At 68.5% G+C, this 22,364-nt stretch carries 21 protein-coding genes; 2 read left to right on the top strand and 19 right to left on the bottom strand.

Annotated features, from left to right (window positions below; translation table 11 throughout):
* Nucleotides 1–155: 155 nt before the first annotated feature.
* Complete coding sequence (locus DNK54_RS10890) at nucleotides 156–515, top strand: hypothetical protein (RefSeq protein WP_110206964.1); 360 nt, start codon at nucleotides 156–158, stop codon at nucleotides 513–515.
* Nucleotides 516–669: 154 nt separating this feature from the next.
* Here DNK54_RS10890 and DNK54_RS10895 read toward each other — a convergent pair whose 3' ends face one another.
* From DNK54_RS10895 to DNK54_RS10980, 18 genes are all read right to left on the bottom strand, one after another.
* Complete coding sequence (locus tag DNK54_RS10895; RefSeq protein WP_110206965.1) at nucleotides 670–1,680, bottom strand: polyprenyl synthetase family protein; 1,011 nt, start codon at nucleotides 1,678–1,680, stop codon at nucleotides 670–672.
* The gene (nuoN, locus tag DNK54_RS10900) at nucleotides 1,677–3,263 is read right to left on the bottom strand and encodes an NADH-quinone oxidoreductase subunit NuoN (protein ID WP_110206966.1); all 1,587 of its coding nucleotides are present in this window, start codon (nucleotides 3,261–3,263) and stop codon (nucleotides 1,677–1,679) included. Before nuoN ends, DNK54_RS10895 begins: the two co-directional genes overlap by 4 nt.
* A complete protein-coding gene (locus DNK54_RS10905) occupies nucleotides 3,260–4,852 on the bottom strand; it encodes an NADH-quinone oxidoreductase subunit M (RefSeq protein ID WP_110206967.1) in 1,593 nt (530 codons plus the stop codon). Before DNK54_RS10905 ends, nuoN begins: the two co-directional genes overlap by 4 nt.
* Nucleotides 4,852–6,735 (bottom strand): NADH-quinone oxidoreductase subunit L, encoded by a 1,884-nt coding sequence (gene nuoL / locus DNK54_RS10910; protein ID WP_110207070.1) that lies wholly within the window; start codon nucleotides 6,733–6,735, stop codon nucleotides 4,852–4,854. The genes DNK54_RS10905 and nuoL overlap by 1 nt, the downstream gene beginning before the upstream one ends.
* An 82-nt stretch (nucleotides 6,736–6,817) precedes the next feature.
* Nucleotides 6,818–7,117 carry an NADH-quinone oxidoreductase subunit NuoK gene (gene nuoK, locus DNK54_RS10915; protein ID WP_110206968.1) on the bottom strand — a complete coding sequence of 100 codons (300 nt, stop codon included), beginning with the start codon at nucleotides 7,115–7,117 and terminating at the stop codon, nucleotides 6,818–6,820.
* A complete protein-coding gene (locus tag DNK54_RS10920; protein ID WP_110206969.1) occupies nucleotides 7,117–7,998 on the bottom strand; it encodes an NADH-quinone oxidoreductase subunit J in 882 nt (293 codons plus the stop codon). Before DNK54_RS10920 ends, nuoK begins: the two co-directional genes overlap by 1 nt.
* Nucleotides 7,995–8,564: an NADH-quinone oxidoreductase subunit NuoI gene (gene nuoI, locus DNK54_RS10925; RefSeq protein WP_110206970.1), complete on the bottom strand. Its 570-nt coding sequence runs from the start codon at nucleotides 8,562–8,564 to the stop codon at nucleotides 7,995–7,997. Before nuoI ends, DNK54_RS10920 begins: the two co-directional genes overlap by 4 nt.
* On the bottom strand, nucleotides 8,564–9,832 hold the full coding sequence (nuoH, locus tag DNK54_RS10930) for an NADH-quinone oxidoreductase subunit NuoH (protein ID WP_110207071.1): 1,269 nt from the start codon (nucleotides 9,830–9,832) through the stop codon (nucleotides 8,564–8,566). The genes nuoI and nuoH overlap by 1 nt, the downstream gene beginning before the upstream one ends.
* Nucleotides 9,833–9,837: 5 nt before the next feature.
* A complete protein-coding gene (locus DNK54_RS10935) occupies nucleotides 9,838–12,297 on the bottom strand; it encodes an NADH-quinone oxidoreductase subunit G (protein WP_239460034.1) in 2,460 nt (819 codons plus the stop codon).
* Nucleotides 12,294–13,655: an NADH-quinone oxidoreductase subunit NuoF gene (nuoF, locus tag DNK54_RS10940; protein WP_110206972.1), complete on the bottom strand. Its 1,362-nt coding sequence runs from the start codon at nucleotides 13,653–13,655 to the stop codon at nucleotides 12,294–12,296. The genes DNK54_RS10935 and nuoF overlap by 4 nt, the downstream gene beginning before the upstream one ends.
* 1 nt (nucleotide 13,656) lies before the next feature.
* Nucleotides 13,657–14,337 (bottom strand): NADH-quinone oxidoreductase subunit NuoE, encoded by a 681-nt coding sequence (gene nuoE / locus DNK54_RS10945; RefSeq protein WP_110206973.1) that lies wholly within the window; start codon nucleotides 14,335–14,337, stop codon nucleotides 13,657–13,659.
* A 52-nt stretch (nucleotides 14,338–14,389) separates the two neighbouring features.
* The gene (locus DNK54_RS10950; protein ID WP_110206974.1) at nucleotides 14,390–15,775 is read right to left on the bottom strand and encodes an NADH-quinone oxidoreductase subunit D; all 1,386 of its coding nucleotides are present in this window, start codon (nucleotides 15,773–15,775) and stop codon (nucleotides 14,390–14,392) included.
* A complete protein-coding gene (locus tag DNK54_RS10955; RefSeq protein WP_110206975.1) occupies nucleotides 15,775–16,479 on the bottom strand; it encodes an NADH-quinone oxidoreductase subunit C in 705 nt (234 codons plus the stop codon). The genes DNK54_RS10950 and DNK54_RS10955 overlap by 1 nt, the downstream gene beginning before the upstream one ends.
* 94 nt (nucleotides 16,480–16,573) lie before the next feature.
* Nucleotides 16,574–17,128: a NuoB/complex I 20 kDa subunit family protein gene (locus tag DNK54_RS10960; RefSeq protein ID WP_110206976.1), complete on the bottom strand. Its 555-nt coding sequence runs from the start codon at nucleotides 17,126–17,128 to the stop codon at nucleotides 16,574–16,576.
* Between the two features lie 13 nt (nucleotides 17,129–17,141).
* Nucleotides 17,142–17,501: an NADH-quinone oxidoreductase subunit A gene (locus DNK54_RS10965; protein WP_110206977.1), complete on the bottom strand. Its 360-nt coding sequence runs from the start codon at nucleotides 17,499–17,501 to the stop codon at nucleotides 17,142–17,144.
* A gap of 19 nt (nucleotides 17,502–17,520) precedes the next feature.
* Complete coding sequence (locus DNK54_RS10970; RefSeq protein ID WP_110206978.1) at nucleotides 17,521–18,828, bottom strand: geranylgeranyl reductase family protein; 1,308 nt, start codon at nucleotides 18,826–18,828, stop codon at nucleotides 17,521–17,523.
* Nucleotides 18,829–19,075: 247 nt separating this feature from the next.
* Nucleotides 19,076–19,765, bottom strand: coding sequence for a demethylmenaquinone methyltransferase (locus DNK54_RS10975; protein WP_110206979.1), 690 nt, complete (start codon nucleotides 19,763–19,765; stop codon nucleotides 19,076–19,078).
* Nucleotides 19,766–19,865: 100 nt separating this feature from the next.
* Nucleotides 19,866–20,807, bottom strand: coding sequence for a hypothetical protein (locus tag DNK54_RS10980; RefSeq protein WP_110206980.1), 942 nt, complete (start codon nucleotides 20,805–20,807; stop codon nucleotides 19,866–19,868).
* Nucleotides 20,808–21,064: 257 nt separating this feature from the next.
* Here DNK54_RS10980 and DNK54_RS10985 point away from each other — a divergent pair, with 257 nt between their 5' ends.
* Nucleotides 21,065–22,033 (top strand): L,D-transpeptidase family protein, encoded by a 969-nt coding sequence (locus tag DNK54_RS10985; protein WP_110206981.1) that lies wholly within the window; start codon nucleotides 21,065–21,067, stop codon nucleotides 22,031–22,033.
* Here DNK54_RS10985 and DNK54_RS10990 read toward each other — a convergent pair.
* Nucleotides 22,021–22,341 (bottom strand): hypothetical protein, encoded by a 321-nt coding sequence (locus DNK54_RS10990; RefSeq protein WP_110206982.1) that lies wholly within the window; start codon nucleotides 22,339–22,341, stop codon nucleotides 22,021–22,023. The two genes, DNK54_RS10985 and DNK54_RS10990, sit on opposite strands and share 13 nt — an antisense overlap.
* Nucleotides 22,342–22,364: the final 23 nt, after the last annotated feature.

Raw genomic sequence — 22,364 nt, forward strand, 5'->3', positions numbered from 1 at the left:
TCCTCCTGGGATAGGTCGAAGTTCAGCCTAACGATATTAGTTAAAATCGGCAACGGTCCCGCGATGGCGCAACCTCTCCCCCAGGACGCTGCTACGCGCCTATGCTGAGCGAAGTCCCGATCGTGAGTTCAACAGCCCAACGGCGCGGAGGACACATGCCCAACGAGATGGAACAGCTCAACGTCGTCCAGGACGCGGAACTGCTCTACGAGTCCATCCGCGCCATGAAGCAGATCAGCGCCGACGCCACCTCACCGGTGACCTTGCGTGCCCTGCTCGGTCATCTCAACGTCGCCGGTCACCTGCTTCCCGAGGTCCTCGACGAGCTCAGCGAGAGCCTCGACGCCTCCGTCGACCCCGAGAAGTACCCGGAGCTCACTCCGGAGCGCCTGGCACAGTGCCAAGCGCACATCCAGGAGGCGGCCGACCTCGCCTTCCGCGCAGGCACCCTCTTCGGCTTGGCCAAGAAGGTCCTCGACGCCGAGGGTGACGCCAGCGCCGACACGGGCGACTGACGCACCACGCCACGCGCCAGACGAGCCACGCAGCGACCTTGCGTCAGACGCGAGTCACAACCGTCACACTGTGTGCCCAAAACTGTTGCTTGGTGTGCGTAGCTACGGCATACAAGCGACAAGTTCCCCGCCCGGGCGGGGAATCCACACCAGCTCAGGCGGAGCGGATGGCGACGGCGTCGGCGAAGGCCTCGAGGGCCGAGCGCACGGGGCCGTCGGGGAGTACGGCGAGCCGCGCCTTCGCCTCGCCGGCACGGGCGATGACGTAGCGGCGGGCCTCGTCCATCGCCGAGTGGGCGCGGAGGAGGGTGAGGGTCTCGGCGAGGAGGGCGTCGTCGGTGAGGTCACCGCGCAGCAGTTCGTGGAGACGTGCGTCGGCCGGGTCCTCGGACTCGAGAGCCATCAGCACCGGGAGGGTCATCACACCCTCACGCAGGTCGGTGCCGGGGGTCTTCCCGGACTCGTCGGTCTCGGAGGCGACGTCGAGGATGTCGTCGGAGAGCTGGAAGGCGGAGCCGACCATCTCGCCGTAGGCGGCGAGCGCCTCTTCGACCTCGTTGCTGGCGCCGCCGAATCGGGCACCGTAGAGCGCGGAGGTGGCGATCAGGGAGCCGGTCTTGCCGGCCACCACCCGCAGGTAGTGGTCGAGCGCCGAGACCCCCGGGCCCGGCTTCACCGTCTCCAGGATCTGGCCCTCGACCAGCCGGGTGAAGGTCTGGGCCTGGATCCGCACGGCGTCGGCACCGAGGTCGGCGGTCAGCTCCGAGGACTTCGAGAACAGCCAGTCGCCGGTGAGGATCGCGACGTGGTTGTCCCAGCGGGCGTTGGCCGAGTCGGCGCCACGACGCAGTTCCGCCTCGTCCATCACGTCGTCGTGGTAGAGCGACGCCAGGTGGGTGAGCTCGACGACGCAGGCCGCGGTGATGACCTCGTCCGAGTCCGCTCGGTCCCCTGCCTCGGCAGCCAGGAGCACCAGGAGCGGCCGGAAGCGCTTGCCGCCAGCCTCCATGAGGTGCTGGGCCGCCTCGGTGACGAAGTCCGCCTCGCTCCGGGCGTGTCCGGCCAAGGCTTCCTCGACGACCGCCATCCGGCGGCGCAGGCGCTCAGCGAGCGCCTCGTCGGTGATCGGCAGGGCGAGGGCGGGGGCGGAGTTGCTGGGGCTCACCTGATGAAGTCTCCCGCATGCGCCGCAAGATCGAGCACCGGGCCGGGCAGAATGCCCAGCGCGACGGTCACCACCGCGGCGGCGGCGATCGTCACCGCGGTCATCACGCTCGGCAACGCGACCGACGGCCCCTCACCCTCGGGCTCGTGGAAGTACATGACCACGATCAGCCGGACGTAGAAGAAGACGGCGAGTGCCGACGTCAGCACCGCGGCGATCACGACCTGCCAGAGGCCCGCGGACATCGCCGAGGCGAAGACTGCCCACTTCCCGGCGAATCCGGCCGTCAGCGGGATCCCGGCGAAGCCGAGGAGGAAGAGCGCGAAGACGCCCGCCACCAGCGGAGACTCCTTGCCGAGTCCGGCCCACCGTGAGAAGTCGGTGGTCTCCCCGGAGGCGTCGCGCACCAGCGAGACCACGGCGAAGGCTCCCAGCGTCATGAAGGAGTAGGTGACGAGATAGAAGAGCACCGACTGGGTGGAGGTGATCTCGTTGTCGGTCAGCAGGCCCGCCGACCGAGCACCGACGAGGCCGGTGATCAGGAAGCCGGTGTGCGTGATCGAGGAGTAGGCGAGCATCCGCTTCACGTCGGTCTGGGCGACGGCCAGGATCGCGCCGATCACCATCGTGAGCACCGCGATCACCGAGAGCACCGGCACCCAGCTCCACCGCTCGGAGCCGAACGCCACGTAGAGGAAGCGCATCATCGCGAAGAACGCCGCGACCTTGGTCGCGGCCCCCATGAAGGCGGTGACCTGGGTGGGCGCGCCCTGGTAGACGTCGGGGGTCCAGGCCTGGAACGGCGCGGCGCCGACCTTGAAGAGCAGGCCGACCAGCACCATCGCGAGGCCGATCAGCAGCATCGTCCGGTTGCCCAGGTTGTTGCTGATCGCCTCGTGGATCCCGGCGAACGACATCGTGCCGGCGTAGCCGTAGATCAAGGCGATGCCGTAGATCACGAACCCGGAGGAGAAGGCGCCGAGCAGGAAGTACTTGAGCGCCGCCTCCTGGCTCAGCAGCCGACGGCGACGCGCCAGACCAGTGAGCAGGTAGAGCGGCAGCGACAGCACTTCGAGGCCGACGAAGAAGGTCAGGAGGTCGTTGGCGGCCGCGAAGACCATCATGCCGCCGACGGCGAACATGAGCAGGGGGAAGACCTCGGTGTGGTCGAGACGCACGGCGTCGGCGTCGCGCTCCGGCTCAGCGCCGGGCAGCGCGGCGGCCTGGCCGGCGAACGCGCTGACCCCGCCTTCGAGGCGCCGCTCACCGAAGAGCAGCGCACCTGCGATGGCGACCACCAAGAGCAGTCCCCAGCCGAAGAGCGTCGGCCCGTCGACGGCGAGCGCGCCCATCATGACGACCTCGCCCTTCACCGAGCCGCCGGAGCTGAGGTCGCGGCCGATCAGCACGACGCCGACCAGAGCAGCGATCGAACCCGCCAGGGCCAGCACCAGCTGCACCGGGTAGCGCACCCGGCGCGGAGCGAACGCCTCGACGGCCACCCCGATGCACGCGACGCCGAAGACCGCGAAGAGCGGCCACAGCTCGGCGTAGTCGATGACGGGCTTCACGAAGTCCTTCACTGGTGGTCACCACCCTGCTCGTCGTCGGCATGTCCCTCGTCGGCACCACCGTGTCCGTCACCGTGCTCGGCATGCTCGGCCCAGTCCAGAGGCACCGTCGGGGGATCGTCCTGCTGGTCGATCGCGACCATCACCGTCTCGACCGCCGGGTTGACGATGTCCATCACCGGCTGCGGATAGAAGCCGAAGCCGACCATGGCCAGCACCAGCGGCGCGACCGCCAGCACCTCGCGCGGTCGCAGGTCGCTCAGCTCCCCGGCGTACGCCGGCCCGGTCATCAGGCGCTGGTACATCCGCAGCACGTAGATCGCGGCCAGCACGATCGCGGTCACCGAGAAGGCACCCACGACCCAGTGGTAGTCGAAGCCGCCCAGCAGCACCAGGAACTCTGAGACGAACGGCGAGAGGCCGGGCAGGCCCAAGGTGCCGAGGCCGCCCACCAGGAAGAGGCCGGCCAGGAGCGGCGCCTTCTTCTCCACGCCACCGTGGTCGGGGATCAGCTGCGAGCCGCTGCGTCGCATCAGGTAGCCGGCGACCAGGAACATCACCGCGGTCGCCAGGCCGTGGTTGAACATGTAGAAGATGGCGCCCGAGATGCCGTTGCTGTTCATCACGAAGATGCCCAGGGTGATCAGGCCGAAGTGCGACAGCGAGGTCAGACCGATGAGCTTGAGCATGTCGTCCTGGACGATCGCCAGCAGGGCGCCGTAGATGATCGAGATGACCGCGATGACGATGACTGCCGGGGTCGCCCACTTCGACGCCTCTGGGAAGAGCTCCAAGCAGAAGCGCAGCATCCCGTAGGTGCCGATCTTGTCGAGCACGCAGATCAGCAGCACCGACGTACCCGGGGTGGCGTTGGCCGTGGTGTCCGGCAGCCACGTGTGCACCGGGAAGAGCGGTGCCTTGATCGCGAAGGCGATGAAGAAACCGAGGAACAGCCAGCGGCCCGTCTCCTTGTCGAAGCCCATCGCGGCCAGCTCGGAGATGAGGTAGGTCGGGTTGCCGTTCGCTGCGGAGACGGCATAGAGCCCCACCACCGATGCCAGCATGATCAGACCGCCGGCCAGCATGTAGAGCAGGAACTTCATGGCAGCATGCGCGCGCTCCGCGCCGTGCCCGAAGGAGCCGATCAGGAAGTACGCCGGGATCAGCGTCGCCTCGAAGGCCATGTAGAAGAGGAAGACGTCCTGCGCGAGGAAGACGAACATCGCCAGGCCCTCGAGGGCGAGGATCCACGCGAAGAACGCCGAGGTGTTGCGATCGTCGGCGTCGTGCCACGAGGCCAGGACGACGACCGGAACGAGCAGCGCCGTGAGCAGCACCAGGGTGAGCGCCAGACCATCGAGCCCGAGCGCATAGTGCGCCCCGAACGCCTCGATCCAGGTGTGCGACTCCGTGTACTGCATGCCCGCACCCGCGTCGTAGTCGAACGCGAGCCCGACGGTGATGGCGAGGGTGAGCACGGAGAAGACCAGCGCCAGCTGCTTCGGCAGGGCGGCACCCGGCTCGGAGGGCAGGTACGCCGTCACCACCGCGCCGACCAGTGGCAGCAGGCCGAGCGTGGTCAGCCAGGGAAAGTCACTCATCACCAGTTCACCGCCAGGAGAGCCAGGGCGAGGATCACTGCGCCCGCCAGCACGGACAGGGCATAGGACCGGACGTAGCCGTTCTGCGTCTTGCGCAGGAGCTCAGCCAGGCCGCTGGTCGCGTTGCCCTGACCTTCGACCGCGCCGTCGATGACGTGCCGGTCGAGGGAGTCGAGGGTACGCGCCAGCGACATCGTCGGGGCGACCACCAGCGTGTCGTTGATCGCGTCGCCGTAGAGGTCGGCACGGGCCGCCTTGGTCAGCGGAGAGACATCCTGCGGGGCGACCCGCGGGACCTCCTGCCTGCCGACGGTGAACCAGGCGATCGCCACGCCGACGGCCACCACGGCGACGATGATCGCGGTCAGGGCCAGGGCGGGAATCGGCGGCTCGTGGTGCTCCGCGTGGCCGACGACGGGTGCGAGGAAGTCGACGATCCAGTTGCCGGCGAGCATGATGCCACCGACGACCGAGAGCGCACCCAGCACGATCAACGGCACCGTCATCACGGCGGGCGACTCGTGCGGATGCGGCTCGTGGCCGGTCTCGGGATCCTTCCACCGCTTCTGGGTGAAGAAGGTCATCAGCATCAGCCGCGTCATGTAGAACGCGGTGATGCCGGCTCCGAGGAGTGCGGCCAGGCCGACCCAGGTGTTCTCGACGAACGCGGTCTCGATCAGCTTGTCCTTCGACCAGAACCCCGAGAAGCCGGGGAAGCCGATGATGGCGAGGTAGCCCATCGCGAAGGTGAGGAAGGTGATCGGCATGACCTTGTTGAGTGCGCCGTAGTGGCGCATGTTCACGTCGTCGTCCATGCCGTGCATCACCGACCCGGCCCCCAGGAACATGTTGGCCTTGAAGAAGCCGTGCGTGATCAGGTGGAAGATCGCAAACGCGTAGCCGGCGACGCCGAGGCCGGCGCCCAGCATCATGTAGCCGATCTGGCTCATGGTCGAGCCGGCCAGGGCCTTCTTGATGTCGTCCTTGGCGCAACCGATGACCGCGCCCCACAACAGCGTGACAACGGCGACGATGACCACCACGGTCTGTGCGACCGGCGCGTTCTCGAAGATGAAGTTGGACCGGATGATCAGGTAGACCCCGGCGGTCACCATCGTGGCGGCGTGGATGAGGGCGGAGACCGGAGTAGGGCCCTCCATCGCGTCCAGCAACCAACCCTGCAGCGGCACCTGGGCACTCTTTCCGCAGGCACCGAGCAGGAGCAGCAGCCCGATCGCGTTCATCGTGGCCTCGCTGGCGCCGTGGTTGTTGGCAGAGATCACCGTGAAGGCGGTGCTCCCGAAGGTGACCACCATCAGGTAGATCGCCAACGACATGCCGACGTCGCCGACCCGGTTCATCACGAACGCCTTCTTGGCCGCGGCAGCGGCGGACGGCTTGTGCTGCCAGAAGCCGATGAGCAGGTACGAGGCGAGGCCCACGCCCTCCCAGCCCAGGAAGATGCCGAGGTAGTTGCCGGCCAGCACCAGCATCAGCATCGCCGCGATGAAGAGGTTCAGGTAGGCGAAGAAACGGCGACGGCGCTCGTCGTGCGCCATGTAGCCGATCGAGTAGATGTGGATCAGCGAGCCCACGCCGGTGATCAGCAGCACGAAGAGTGACGACAGCGGGTCGTAGAGCAGGTCGAAGCCGACGTCGAGCGAGTCGGTGGCGAACCAGGTCCACAGATGCTGGGTCTGGCTGCGCGCCCCCTCGTCCTCGCCCAGCAGGCTGATGAACATCACCAGGCCGATGACGAAGGAGCCGACCGCGGTGGCGGTGCCGAGCAGGTGGCCCCACCGGTCGGTACGGCGGCCCCCGACGAGCAGGAGGGCAGCGCCGGCAAGCGGCAGCGCGATGATCAGCCAGCCGAGGGAGTAGATGCCCTCGGCGACCGACGGGACCACGGTCTCGCCGTGCGCGGAGGTGATCAGCGTCGTGACAGCGGGATGCAACTCGGTCACCTCAGAACCTCAACAGACTGGCGTCGTCGACCGAGGCCGAGCGGCGGGTGCGGAAGATGGTCATGATGATCGCCAGGCCGACCACGACCTCCGCAGCGGCGACGACCATCACGAAGAAGGCCGCCACCTGCCCCTCGAGGTTGCCGTTGGCCTTGGCGAACGTCACGAGCGCCAGGTTGGACGCGTTGAGCATCAGCTCGACGCACATGAACACCACGATCGCGTTGCGGCGTACCAGGACCCCGACCGCGCCGATCGTGAACAGGATGGCGGAGAGCAGGATGTAGGGCTCGGTCTCCATCAGGCCCGGTCCCCCTCTCCCGACGTGGAGTCGCTTCCGGGCTCCGAGGCGTCGCTCTTCCCCACGGCCACGTCGCTGGCGCTGGTCACTTCGTCCCCTTCCAGGTCCGGTACGTCGACCACCTCGGTCTGCGCGCCCGGTGCTGCCAGCTGGCGCACCACCTCGTCGACCTGGTCGGCGCGCGCGGTGCGGACCGCACCCCGGGCGGCCAGCACCCGCGAGATGGACGCCTCCGAGGGCGAGCCGTCGGGGAGCAGCGCAGGCGTGTCGACCGCGTTGTGCCGCGCGTAGACACCGGGCGCCGGGAGCGGCCCCGGGTGCTTCCCGCTGGCCGCGTAGTCGCGCATCCGCTGCTCGGCCTGCTCTCGCTGGCCGGCCTTGGGCGTGACCCGCTCGCGGTGGGCCAGCAGCATCGCGCCGAGGGCGGCGGTGATGAGCAGGGCGGAGGTGACCTCGAAGGCGAAGACGTACTTGCTGAAGAGCAGGTCCGCCAGCGCCTCCACGTTGCCGCCCTCGTTGGCCGAGTCCAGACCGACCACGGTGCCGAAGCTGACCTGCGACAGACCGACCACCAAGGTGACGACCATGAGCACGCCGAGGACGGCAGCCAGGAAGCGCTGGCCCTTGATCGTCTCGACCACCGAGTCGGAGGCGTCGACCCCGACCAGCATCAGCACGAAGAGGAAGAGCATCAGGATCGCGCCGGTGTAGACGATGATCTGCACCGCGAAGAGGAACGGGGCGTCGAGACCGGCATACAGCACGGCGAGCGACACCATCACGACGGCGAGGAGCAACGCCGCATGCACCGCCTTGCGCACGAAGAGGATGCCGAGGGCCGCGAGGACCATGATCGGCGCAAGGATCCAGAAGGCCGTCACGAGGTCACCTCGCTCTCGGGCTGCCGGTGAGTGCCCCGGTAGTAGTCGCCCTCGTCGTCGCCCAGGAGCATCGCGTGCGGCGGCTGCTCCATCCCGGGCAGCAACGGTGCGAGCAGGTCGGACTTCTCGTAGATCAGCGACTCGCGCGAGGAGTCGGCGAGCTCGTACTCGTTGGTCATCGTGAGCGCCCGGGTGGGGCAGGCCTCGATGCAGAGTCCGCACAGGATGCAGCGCAGGTAGTTGATCTGGTAGACGCGGCCGTAGCGCTCACCGGGGCTGAACCGCTGCGAGTTCCCCTCGGCGTCGGGCGCATCGCTGTTGGAGGCGCCCTCGACATAGATCGCGTCGGCCGGGCAGGCCCAGGCACAGAGCTCGCAGCCCACACACTTCTCCAGGCCGTCGGGCCAGCGGTTGAGCTGGTGTCGACCGTGGAACCGCGGCGCTGTCGGCAGCTTCTCGAAGGGGTACTGCTCGGTGACCACCTTGCGGAACATCGTCCGGAAGGTGACCCCGAACCCGGCGATCGGGTCCCAGAACTGTTCCTTGAGACTCGGCTGGTCGGCCATCACTTCTCCTCACGGAAGGTGAGCGGGGCGGCGGCACCGCGGACGGCACCCCCGGCCGGCATCGGCGGCACCGGGAAGGCCCCCGCCGCCGTGTCGGCGTCGTCGACCTCGTCGACGACAGGCTTCTTGCGCTCCGGGATCAGGAAGAGCACCAGGCAGACGGCGGCGAGCACACCGACCACCGTGAGCAGCTGCTCACGGTTGAGGCCGTCGTCGTTGGTAGCGGCTCGGATGGTGGCCACGGCGACGATCCATACCAACGCAATGGGGATGAGGCGCTTCCACCCGAAGGCCATGAACTGGTCGTAGCGCAGTCGAGGGAGCGACCCGCGCAGCCAGATGAACATGAAGATGAAGAGATACATCTTCCCGAAGAACCAGATCAGCGGCCAGTAGCCCGCGTTGGCGCCGTCCCAGAGCTGGGAGATCGGCCACGGCGCGTGCCAGCCACCGAGGAAGAGCGTCGTCGCCAGCGCGGAGACGGTCGCCATGTTGATGTACTCGGCGAGGAAGAAGAGGGCGAACTTCAGCGAGGAGTACTCGGTGTGGAAGCCGCCCACCAGCTCGCCTTCGGCCTCGGGGAGGTCGAAGGGCGCCCGGTTGGTCTCGCCGACCATCGCGATCACGTAGATCACGAAGGACGGCACCAGCACGAACGCGAACCAGACGTCGTCCTGTGCTGCCACGATCTCCGAGGTCGACATCGACCCGGCGTAGAGGAAGACCGCGACCAGGGCGAGACCCATCGCAACCTCGTAGGAGATCATCTGCGCGCTCGATCGCAACCCGCCGAGCAGGGAGTAGGTCGATCCGGAGGACCAGCCGCCGAGCACGATGCCGTAGATCCCGATCGAGGCGATCGCCATCACGAAAAGCACCGCGACGGGCATGTCGGTCAGCTGCAACGGCGTGTGCTCGCCGAAGAGATTCACCTCGGGACCGAAGGGGATCACCGCGAAGGTGACGAAGGCCGGGATGGTCGCCAACACCGGCGCCAGGATGAAGACGATCTTGTCGGCGTTCTTCGGGATCAGGTCCTCCTTGAGCGCGAGCTTCACGCCGTCGGCCAGCGACTGGAGGAGACCGAAGGGCCCATGCACGTTCGGGCCGACGCGGTGCTGCATCCGCGCCACGACCCGGCGCTCGAACCAGATGTTGAAGAGGGTCAGCAGCACGAGCACCACGAAGATCAGGCCAGCCTTGACGAAGCTGAGCCAGACGGGGTCGTTGCCGAACGCGGCCAGGCTGTCCGCAGCCATCACGGTCATGCCGCTCACGCACCCTTCACGGTGACGGAGGAGCCGGGCGAGGCCAGTCCGGCCAGCACCCCGCTCCCGTGGCTGTTGCTGGGCATCCACACGGTGTCGTCCGGTACGTCGGCGACCTCCACCGGGAGCGTGATCTCACCGCGGTCACCGGTCAGGGTCACCGCGGAGGCGCCGTGCAACGCGGCGGCCGTGGAGGCCGAGACGCGCACGACAGCGGCGCGGGCGGTCGCGGCCAGGGCCTTGTCGCCGACCTGCATCACACCGTTGTCGAGCATCAGCTTCCAGTGCGCCAACCAGAACCGGTTGGCGGCCAGGCGCCGCGGCTTGGCGGGAGGCGCCGTGCCGGCCGCTGCGCGGGCACCGTCCCAGGGCCCCACCTGCATCATCTCGGCGCGCGCCTCGGTGACCGTGCGGAAGCCGAGCGGCCTGCCGAGCTCGTCGGCGATGCCGGCCAGCGCACGCAGGTCGGGGAGCGATCCGGGCACGTCGAACACCGCCTCGAAAGTGCGCGGCCGGCCCTCCCAGGTGACGAACATGCCGGGCTTGTCGGTGACCGGAGCCACCGGGAAGACGACGTCCGCAGCCCGGGTGACGTCGGTGGCGCACAGCTCGAGCGCCACCACGAAGCCGGCAGCATCGATCGCCGCCCGGGCTACCGTCGGGTCTGCGAGGTCCTCCAGGCCGACCCCGGCCACGACCAGGCCGCCGAGCTCGCCCGAGGCGGCCGCGGCAAGGATCGCGTCGCCGTCGCGGCCGGGTGCGCCGGGCACCGCGTCGATGCCCCAGGCGGTGGCCACATCGACCCGGGCGGCGGCGTCCCCCACGGGACGTCCACCGGGCAGCAGGTTGGGCAGGCAGCCGGTCTCCACGGCACCCCGGTCGCCGGCGCGCCGTGGCACCCAGGCGAGCCGCGCACCGGTGCTCCGGGCGAGATCGGCGGCGGCCGTCAGCGCACCGGTCGAGGTGGCCAGACGCTCCCCGGCCAGCACCACCGTGTCGGCGTCGACGGTGACACCGGCGCGCTCGGCGAGCGCAGCCAGGGCGGCGGCCTCCTCACCGGGGGCGGTGAGGAGGACCGTGGCGTCGAGCTTCGCGAGCCCGCGTGAGGTGAACGGCGCGATCGCCACGACCTTGGTGCGGCCGGCTCGCGTCGCCTTGCGCAGCCGCAGGAAGATCGCGCCTGCCTCGTCCTCGGGCTCGAGGCCCACGAGTACGACGGTCGCCGCCTTCTCCAGGTCGGCGTACGTCACCGGCATGGTGAGCACGACCTCGCTCGCCAGGAACTCCGCCTCCTCGGCCGAGTGCGGGCGAGCGCGGAAGTCGATGTCGTTGGTGTCGAGCACCGTCCGAGCGAACTTGCTGTAGGCGTAGGCGTCCTCGGCGATGAGACGCCCGCCGGTGAGCACGCCGACACCGCCGGCGGCCTTGGCTGCGGCCAGTCCGCGGGCGGCGACGGCGAAGGCCTCCGGCCAGGAGGCGGCCCGCAGCTCACCTGTCGCGGCGTCGCGTACCAGCGGGTGCTTGAGACGGTCCGGCGTACGCGCGTAGTGGAAGGCGAAACGGTCCTTGTCGGTGATCCACTCCTCGTTGACTTCGGGGTCGTTCCCGGAGAGACGGCGCATCACCTTGCCGCGACGGTGGTCGATCCGGATCGCGGAGCCGCACGCGTCGTGCTCGGCGACGCCCGGCGTCGAGACCAGGTCGAAGGGGCGGGAGCGGAACCGGTACTCGGCGCTGGTGAGCGCGCCCACCGGACAGATCTGGATCGTGTTGCCGGAGAAGTACGACGCGAACGGCTCGCCGTTGACCGACAGGTCGCCCGGACCGTGCTCGCCGTCGGCGGCCGGGGCGATGCCGATCTGCTGCTGCGCACCACGCTCCAGCAACGAGATGAAGGTGTCGCCGGGGATCTCGGCCGCGAAGCGAGTGCAACGCTGGCACACGATGCACCGCTCTCGGTCGAGCAGGATCTGCTCGGAGATGTTGATCGGCTTGGGGAAGGTGCGCTTGATGCCGCCGGTCTCGTGGAACCGCGACTCGCCCTGGCCGTTGCTCATCGCCTGGTTCTGCAAGGGGCACTCGCCACCCTTGTCGCAGACCGGGCAGTCGAGCGGATGGTTGATCAGCAGCAGCTCCATGACTCCGTGCTGGGCCTTGTCGGCGGCCGCGGAGGTGAGCTGTGTGTTGACCACCATCCCCTGCGAGGCGACGAGGGTGCAGGAGGCCTGTGGCTTCATCCGACCGGGTGGCCCCTGCATCTGCCGCAGGCTCCCGTCGGGGCCCGGCAGGGCAACCTCGACCAGGCACTGGCGGCAGGCCCCGGCCGGGGCCAGCAGCGGGTGGTCGCAGAAGCGCGGGATCTGGATGCCGATCTGCTCGGCGGCCCGGATCACCAGCGTGTCCCTGGGCACCGTCACCTCGACGCCGTCGATGGTGAGGGTGACGGTGGCAACCGGCTCACTCATTGCTTGACTCCTTCCCGCACGGCCCATGCCGTGGAGGCAGCCGGATCGAACGGACAGCCACCACCGTCGAGGTGGGCCAGATACTCATCGCGGAAGTACTGCACCGACGACGTGACCGGGCTGGTGGCGCCGTCGCCGAGTGCACAGAACGCACGACCCAGGATGTTGTCGCACTGGTCGAGGAGCAGGTCGAGGATCTGCTCGCCCTCATCACGACGGAACTCACCCTTCTCAAGCTTCGCCAGGTTCTGCACCAGCCACCAGGTGCCCTCACGGCACGGCGTGCACTTGCCACAGGACTCGTGCTTGTAGAACTCGAGCCAGCGCAGCACCGCGCGCACTACGCAGGTGGTCTCGTCGAAGATCTGCAGCGCCCGGGTGCCGAGCATCGAGCCCGCGGCACCGACCGACTCATAGTCGAGCGGCATGTCGAGGTGCTCGGGGGTGAGCAGCGGTGTGCTCGAGCCACCGGGGGTCCAGAACTTCAGCTCGTGGCCGTCGCGCATCCCGCCGCCAAGGTCAAGCAGCTCGCGCAGGGTGATGCCGAGCGGCGCCTCGTACTGGCCGGGCCGCTTCACGTGGCCCGAGAGGCTGTAGATCACGTAGCCCTTGGACTTCTCGGTGCCCATCGAGGCGAACCAGTCGGCGCCGTTGGCGACGATGCTCGGCACCGAGCTGATCGACTCAACGTTGTTGATCACCGTCGGGCTGGCATAGAGACCCGCGACCGCGGGGAACGGCGGACGCAACCGCGGTTGGCCGCGACGCCCCTCCAGCGAGTCGAGGAGGGCGGTCTCCTCGCCGCAGATGTAGGCACCAGCACCGGCGTGGATCACCAGGTCGAGGTCGTAGCCGGATCCGTGAATGTCCTTGCCGAGGTGCCCAGCGTCGTACGCCTCCCGTACGGCGGCCCGCAAGCGCCGCACCACGTGCAACACCTCGCCACGTACGTAGATGAAGGCGTGGTTGGCGCGGATCGCGTAGGAGCTGAGGATGACGCCCTCGACCAGCGTGTGGGGGCTGGCCATCATCAGCGGGATGTCTTTGCAGGTGCCCGGCTCGGACTCGTCGGCGTTGACGACGAGGTACTTCGGGTTCGGGTTGTCCTGCGGGATGAAGCTCCACTTCATGCCCGTCGGGAAGCCGGCACCGCCGCGGCCACGAAGACCGGAGTCCTTGACCATCGTGATGATCTCGTCGGGCTGCAGCGTCGAGAGGGCCTTGCGCAGCGCTGCGTACCCGCCGCCGGCCTCGTACGCCGCCAGCGTCCAGGAGCGCTCCGCGTCCCAGTTGTCGGTGAGGACGGGGGTCAGGGTGCTGGGAGCTGCGCCGCCGTCGGTCGAGCTTGTCGAGACCATCTCACTCACCCTTTCCCGGTGCCGTGGCCGGCGCCGTCCAGCCCTGCTCGCGGGCAATCTCCAACCCGACCAGCGAGGCCGGTCCTGCTGCCGGGCCCTCGTCGGCCAGGCCGTCCTCGAAGCCGGCCAGCACGCGCTCCGCCTCCCGCCAGGTGCAGAGTCTCGGGCCGCGGGTGGACTGCACCGGGGTGCCTGCTCGCAGATCGTCGACCAGCTGGGTCGCGGACTCCGGCGTCTGGTTGTCCATGAACTCCCAGTTGACCATCACGACCGGCGCGAAGTCGCAGGCGGCGTTGCACTCGACGTGCTCCAACGAGACCGTCGCCTTGTCACCGGCACGCTCATCGGCCACCTCGTCGTTGCCGACGCCCAGGTGATCCTTGAGCCGCTCGAAGATCGCGTCGCCGCCCATCACCGCGCAGAGCGTGTTGGTACAGACGCCGACGTGGTAGTCACCGACCGGGCGCCGCTTGTACATCGTGTAGAAGGTCGCCACGCCGGAGACCTCGGCGGCACTGATCCCGAGGATCTCCGCGCACGTCTCGATGCCCTCAGGAGTGATCCGCCCCTGGACGCTCTGCACCAGATGCAGCATCGGCAGCAGCCCGGAACGTGCCTGCGGATAGCGGCCCGCGATCTGCCGCAGCTCCTCGATCGCCTTGCTGTCCAGTGCCTCGCTCATCGGTGCCCACCCTTCTCCTCGCGCGCCATCGGTGGTCGAGCCTGTCGAGACCTCATCGGTCGACGCCTCCCATCACCGGGTCGATGGAGGCGATGGCGACAATGACGTCAGCCACCATGCCGCCCTCGCTCATCACGCTGGTCGCCTGAAGGTTCGTGAAGGACGGGTCTCGGAAGTGCACCCGGAAGGGCCGGGTGCCGCCGTCGGAGACGACGTGGGCTCCGAGCTCCCCGCGGGGCGACTCCACCGGCACATAGGCCTGGCCCGGCGGCACCCGGAAGCCCTCGGTCACCAGCTTGAAGTGGTGGATCAGGGCCTCCATCGACTCGCCCATGATGTGCTTGATGTGGTCGAGGCTGTTGCCCATGCCGTCGGAGCCGATGGCCAGCTGGCTGGGCCAGGCGATCTTCTTGTCGGCCACCATGACCGGCGCACCTTCGAGGCCGGCCAGTCGATCGACGGCCTGTTCGACGATCCGCAGCGACTCCCACATCTCGTTGAGCCGGATCCGGAACCGGCCGTAGGAGTCGGAGGTGTCCCAGGTCTGCACGTCGAACTCGTAGTCCTCGTACCCGCAGTACGGCTGGGTCTTGCGCAGGTCCCACGCGTACCCGGTCGACCGGAGCACCGGGCCGGAGAGACCCAGCGAGAGGCAGCCGGCCAGATCCAGGTAGCCGACGCCCTCGAGGCGGGCCTTGAAGATCGGGTTGGCGTTGCAGAGGTCGGCGTACTCCGGGAGCCGCTTCTTCATGAGCTTCACGAAGTCGCGGATCTCGTCGAGCGCACCGGCCGGCAGGTCCTGGGCCACGCCGCCAGGGCGGAAGAACGCGTGGTTCATCCGCAGCCCGGTGATCAGCTCGAAGAGGTCGAGCACCAGCTCACGCTCACGGAAGCCGACGGTCATCACGGTGAGAGCACCGATCTCCATGCCGCCGGTGGCGATCGCGACCAGGTGGCTGGAGATGCGGTTGAGCTCCATCAGGAGCACCCGCATGACCTGTGCCTTCTCCGGGATGTCGTCCTCGATGTCGAGCAGCCGCTCGACACCCAGCACGTAGGTCGCCTCGTTGTAGAACGGCGACAGGTAGTCCATCCGGGTGCAGAAGGTCACGCCCTGGGTCCAGGTGCGGAACTCCATGTTCTTCTCGATGCCGGTGTGCAGGTAGCCGATCCCGCAGCGCGCCTCGGTCACCGTCTCTCCCTCGAGCTCGAGGATGAGCCGGAGGACACCGTGCGTGGACGGATGCTGCGGACCCATGTTGACGACGATCCGCTCGTCGGCGTGCTCGCCGACGCCCTCCACCAGGGTGTCCCAGTCCTGACCGGTGACGGTGTAGACGCGCCCGGAGGTGGTCTCCGAGGTGCCCGCGTAGGCGTCGGTCGTCTCGGTGCCGTCGGTTGAGCCTGTCGCTCGCGTTGAGCTCGTCGAAACGTCCATCAGTTGTAGCTCCTCCGCTGGTCCGGCGGCGGCACGGTGGCGCCCTTGTATTCCACCGGGATGCCGCCCAGGGGGTAGTCCTTGCGCTGCGGATGCCCCGGCCAGTCGTCGGGCATCTGGATGCGCACGAGCGCGGGATGGCCGTCGAAGATCACCCCGAAGAAGTCCCAGACCTCTCGCTCGTGCCAGTCGTGGGTGGGATAGAGGGCCACGGTGCTCGGCAGGTGCGGGTCGCTGTCGGGGCAGCTCACCTCGACCCGGATCCGCCGGTTCCAGGTCATAGACACCAGGCTGTAGACAGCGTGCAGCTCGCGGCCCGTGTCGTCGGGGTAGTGCACGCCACTGACGCCTGCGGAGAACTCGAAGCGAAGGCTCGGCTCGTCACGGAGGCGCTGCATCGCCTCGACCAGGTGGTCACGGTGCACGTGGAAGGTGATCTCGCCGCGGTGGATCACCACTCTCTCGATCAGCCCGTCCAGGCCGTCGGCCACGATGTCGAACCAGCCCGACTCTCCTGAACTCGTCGAAGGGCCGAAGGGACGCTGCGCGGGGCCGGGATAGAGGGTCGGCTGCACGAGGCCGCCGAAGCCGCTGGTGTCGCCACTCCCCTTCACGCCGAACATCCCGGCGCGCTGACCGATGCTCTCGACCGCAGCCGGGCCGCCGGCCTCGGCGAGCTCCTTGTTCTGCGGCTCCTCGGTCATCGGTTCTCCTCTCGCGACGAGCCCCACGGTGCCTCCACCGGCGGGCGAGCCTGTCGCACCCCAGATCGGTGGTCGAGCCTGTCGAGACCCGGGCTCATCGCAGCATCCCCTTCTGCTCGGAGGTCGGCAGCGCGTTGAGTCCAGCGCTCTCCAACTCGAGGATCTGGTCGCGGCGGTTCTTGCCCAGCTTGGTGTGCTGCACCTGGTCGTGCAGCTTGAGGATCGCGTCGATCAGCATCTCCGGGCGCGGCGGGCAGCCGGGCAGGTACATGTCGACCGGCACGACATGGTCGACGCCCTGCACGATCGCGTAGTTGTTGAACATGCCGCCGGAGCTGGCGCAGACGCCCATCGCCAGCACCCACTTGGGCTCAGCCATCTGGTCGTAGATCTGGCGCAGCACCGGCGCCATCTTCTGGCTCACCCGGCCAGCGACGATCATCAGGTCGGCCTGACGCGGGCTGGCGCGGAAGACCTCCATGCCGAAGCGGGAGAGGTCGTACTTCGGGCCGCCGGTCGTCATCATCTCGATGGCGCAGCAGGCGAGACCGAAGGTGGCCGGCCAGAAGGACGCCTTGCGCATGTAGCCGGCGACGCCCTCGACAGTGGTCAGCAGCACTCCGGAGGGGAGCTTCTCCTCGAGTCCCATCAGTGAACCCCTCTCATTCCCAATCCAGGCCGCCGCGTCGCCACACGTAGGCGTAGGCGACGAAGACCGTGGCGATGAAGATGACCATCTCCGCGAGACCGAAGAAGCCGAGCGCGTCGAAGCGCACCGCCCACGGGTAGAGGAAGATGATCTCGATGTCGAAGACGATGAAGAGCATCGCGGTGATGTAGTACTTCACCGGGAAGCGGCCACCCCCGATGGCCTGCGGCGTCGGCTCGATCCCGCACTCGTAGGCGTCGAGTCGCGCCCGGTTGTAGCGCTTGGGTCCGACCAGCACGCTCATCACGATCGAGAAGATCGCGAATCCGGCGGCCAGGACCGCGAGCGCCAGGACGGGGGTATAGAGCTCCATCTAGATCTCCTTCGCCAATCTAGGCATCCGGGACCGCCTTCGCGAGCGCGTTGATGATCCGGTCATGGGCGTCTCCACCACGCGCGTCGGTGAGGTTGGCCATGAGCTTGAGGGTGAAGCGCATGAGGTGCTTGCGCGGCAGGCCGTACGTCGTCGCGTACTTCATGAAGGCGGGGCTGCCGACGAGCTTGGCAAACCAGCGTCCCAGCGTGAAGTAGCCGCCGTACGCCTCGTCGAGCGCCGTCTGATAGCCGTGCAGCACCCGCTCCCGAGCCGGGCCCTCGGGCCGGGCGAGGGCCTGGACGATCACCTCGGCAGCGATGTGGCCGGCCTCGAGTGCGTAGTCGATCCCCTCGCCGTTGAACGGGTTCACCATGCCGCCAGAGTCCCCGACGAGCAGGGTGCCGCGGGTGTAGTGCGGCTTGCGGTTGAAGCCCATCGGCAGCGCGGCGGAGCGGATCGGCGCTACCAGGTTGTCGTCGGTGAACCCCAGGCCCGGATCGAGCTGCCCGAGCCACGTGCGCATCGACTCCTTGTAGTCCATCTGCTGGAAGAAGGAGCTGGAGTTGAGGATTCCCAGTCCCACGTTGGCGGTGCCGTCGCCGAGCGGGAAGATCCAGCCGTAGCCGGGCAGCTTGTTGCTCTCCCCCGGCTTGCCGTCCCACAGCTCCAGCCACGACTCCATCCACGGGTCGTCGTGCATCGGCGTGCGGTAGTAGGCACGGCAGGCGACCGCCATCGGACGGTCTTCACGCCGGGCCAGGCCCAACGCCATCGCCAACCGGGCACTGACGCCGTCGCAGGCGACGACCAGAGGGGCCCGGTAGGAGAGCTCCGGGCCGACCTTCCGACCGCGTTCGTCGGTCGCCCGAGCCGTCACCCCGACCACCCGGCCGGTGCGCTCGTCGACGATCGGGCCGGTAACCGCGGTCTGCTCCTGCAACCGGGCGCCGGCCTTCTGAGCATGGCGGGCGAGCAGCTCGTCGAGCTCCATCCGTGCCCGCGCCATGCCGAACGACGGGAAGTCCGAGAGCTCGGGCCAGGGCAGCTCGATCCGGTGCCCGGCACCGACGATCCGCAGGCCCTTGTTGCGCTGCCACCCCGGCTGGTCGAGGTCGATGCCCATCGCCAGCAGCTGCTTGACCGCCCGCGGCGTGAGCCCGTCTCCGCAGATCTTGTCGCGGGGGAAGGCCCCCTTCTCCAGCAGCAGCACGTCAACACCAGCAGTCGCCAGGTGATAGGCCGTGGCGGCACCAGCGGGGCCAGCACCGACGACGATCACCTGCGCATCAGCCTCCAGGAAGGAGTGGGCTGCGGCGGTGCTCATCGGGGCCTCCCGTCCTTCTGGTTGTGACCTTGTGAATGCATTCACGAGTGGTGCTCCTCACAGTGTATGAGTTGTGAATCACAGGAGTGAAGGGGGGTGGGTCAGCTCACATTCGTGGGCTGACCTGGGGATTTAAGGCACGGCAACGTGCCGAAAATGGGTAGCTCGCTGCCGCCGTGCCCTTCGCCCTGGCTCTACTCCGCGGCGCGGAGCAGCGACCGTGGCGGGTACGTCGCAGGCCGGGGGCTCATGCCCAGGCGCGGTGGAGCGCGACGATGCCGCCGCTCAGGTTGCGGATCTCGCAGGAGTGCCAGCCGGCCTGGTGGATCTGGCGAGCCAGGCCCTGCTGGTCCGGCCAGGCCCGGATCGACTCGGCCAGGTAGACGTAGGCGTCGGGGCTCGAGGAGATGGCCCGCGCGACCGGCGGCAGCGCTCGCATCAGGTACTCGATGTAGACCGTCCGGAACGCTGCGTTGGTGGGGTGGCTGAACTCGCACACCACGATCCGGCCGCCCGGCTTGGTGACCCGCCGCATCTCGGCCAGCCCGGCGACCGGGTCGACGATGTTGCGCAGTCCGAAGGAGATGGTCACCGCGTCGAAGGTCGCGTCGGCGAACGGCAGCTTGGTCCCGTCGCCCGCGGTGAACGGCAACGCAGGCTTCGCACGCTTGCCCACCTGCAGCATGCCGAGCGAGAAGTCGCAGGGCACCACCACCGCGCCGCGGTCGGCGAACGGCTGGCTCGACGTACCGGTGCCGGCGGCGAGATCGAGCACCCGCTCCCCCGGCTTCGGGGCGACCGCGTCGATCACGTCCTTGCGCCACCGCCGGTCCTGCCCGAGCGAGAGCACGTCGTTGGTGATGTCGTAGCGCTTGGCCACTGCGTCGAACATCCGGCGTACGTCGCGGGGGTCCTTGTCGAGGTCGGCACGGGTCACGTGGTCACCCTACGGTGTCGCGAATCGCCCACGTGCACCTGTCATGCCACCCCCAGCGCAGCTCATCGGCATGAATCGCGCACATGCACCCGTGGCGACATCAGTCGGAGCGGAAGTGTTGGCGCCACAGGTCACTCAACTGCCCGAAGTCAGCCGGTACGCCGGGAGCACCACACTGACGCATGGCCCGCCACGCGGTACGAAGGACTCGACCCGGCGCTTGGTAGGTCGCCCGGCCGGGGACCTGAACCGTTCTCCAGTCTTCGGCGTTGCTCTCCTCCAGCCGGTCGATATCAGACTCCCAGGTCTGCTGCGCCTCGACGTGATGCCTGCCCTGCACTTCGAACGCCAAACGCTGCTCCGGGAGCGCTAGGTCATGACGCCGCAACAGAAGTCCCCGAGCATCACGGACCTCGTAGTTGGTCACCGGCTCGGGCAACCCCGCAAAGCGCAGCAGCAGCCGCAGGCGGGTTTCGACCGGCGAGTCGACCCGCTCGCGCACGAGGTCCGCCGCTTCTTTAGCTCGTACCCGACCGGGCAGCGGCGAGTTGCTCGCAGCCGCACGCAACCGCTCGACGGCGCACAGCTCACGCCGCACCACGTGATCGCCCACGACCACAAGGTCAACCAGCGAGACCAGGGCGGCAAGTTCAGCAAACACCCGCTCGGGCGATGACACCCTCAGACCACGCCTCGTCGTCACGGCCCCCGGAGGACCAACGTGGCAGACGACGCCACGTCGCCGGCGCCGGGCGGCGGCCGTGGTCACCGTGACGTGTTCGTCGGGGAGTTCAGGGACGGGCAGGCCATGCAGTCGCGCGGCGCTGACATGGCTGACGTGGGCGCTTGGGTCCGGCACCGCCTTGAGCGCCGCGCGGCACATCACCTCATCGGTCACCACCACCTCTCTCGAGACGTAGATCCCGCGCAGTACCTGCTTGAAACGCCTGGACCGCAGGGCGTAGGCGGGCACGCCTGCCGCAACCGCCTCTCGTAGCGTGAACGGGAGACGTGTATCCAGCATGAGGGCCTTGGCAGCCATAACCGCAGCATGCCCGCGCTGGACGCTCTCCGCTGGCGCTCTCCACAGGCACCCCGCAGACGGAGCCGCGCGGGCTACCGGCGCGAATCGTGCACATGAACCCCTCATGCCATCACCCGGGCAGATCATCGGCACGAATCGCGCACGTGAACCCCTCGCACCACCGCCCGGTCAAAAATTTCTGGAGTTTCGACGCAACCTGGCCACCCGCCGATGCGTCTGAAAAGTGAACCAACTCGGGACACAGGGGAGGAACCATGCGCGCGCTACGAATCGTCTTGTTGACCATGGCGGCGGGGGTGCTGCTGACAGCAACCGCCTACGGCGCGGGGTACGCCGTCACGCACCTCGAACATGACCCGGCAGCGACCAGCGCGCAGCAGAGGCCCACCCAGACGCCCGGGAAGGTCACGCCGCGCGACGACCAGTCACCGAAGGAAGACGGCTCGCCGACCCTAGGCGCTGACGAGACGCCAGGTGACACCACGAGCCCCGAGAGCGTCGACCCGAGCGGCTCCGCCAGCAACGACCCGACCAAGCCCGCCAAGCCGACGAAGCCTGCCAAGCCCGAGCTGACCCCCGGGCCGGCGCTCTATGCGAGCGGCGACGACGGCGAGGAGGTTCGTGACCTCCAGGCCCGGCTGAAGCAGATCGCCTGGCTGAGCGGCACCATCACCGGCACCTACGACGCGACGACGGTCACCGCCGTCCGCGGCTTCCAGGAGAAGCGCGAGATCCCGGTGACCGGGGAGGTCGACCAGCGCACCCTGGACCGCCTGCACGGGATGACGCACGCCCCGACGCACGAGGAGAAGCACAACATCGCGCCGCCGTCCGGCACCACCCAGGCCGCCCTGGGCCCGCGCTGCACCACGGGACGCGCGCTCTGCGTCGACAAGAGCAGCCGCACCGTGCGCTGGGTTGTGGACGGCAAGGTGGTCACCACGTTCGACGTGCGCTTCGGCGCCAGCTCCACCCCGACCAGGGAGGGCGCCTTCACCGTGCAGAGCAAGTCGCGCGACCACGTCTCCTCGCTCTACGACAGCGAGATGCCCTTCGCGATGTTCTTCTCCGGCGGTCAGGCCGTGCACTACTCCTCGGACTTCGCTGCCCGGGGCTACAGCGGCGCCTCGCACGGCTGCGTCAACGTGCGCGACTACGAGGGCATCAAGTGGCTCTTCGACCAGGTGCAGGTCGGCGACAAGGTGATCGTCTACTGGAGCTGAGCGATCAGCACCGGGACGGCGACGAAGAGCAGCAGCGCCAGGACCGTCCATCTCGCCGAGGCCGCGAGCTGCGGTCGGTGCTCCGGTGACAGGCCCCGGGGCACCGACCGCCTGGCCAGGACGACGGCTGCCAGGCCGCCCCACCACGACAGCGTGGTGAGAGAGAGCTCGCCGTAGCCGACCGCCAGTGCGGTGTGCACGAGGACGATGCCTGCCATCACAGCGACGGCGATGCCCAGGCGGATCCGCCAACGCGCGAGGACAGCCGCCTCCTGTGCCGCATCCATCCCGGCCTCCGTTCGCTCCATGGGTTTCAACCTGCCCCCGCCGG

The sequence above is a fragment of the Nocardioides daejeonensis genome (genome assembly GCF_003194585.1).
Taxonomy (GTDB): Bacteria; Actinomycetota; Actinomycetes; order Propionibacteriales; family Nocardioidaceae; genus Nocardioides; species Nocardioides daejeonensis.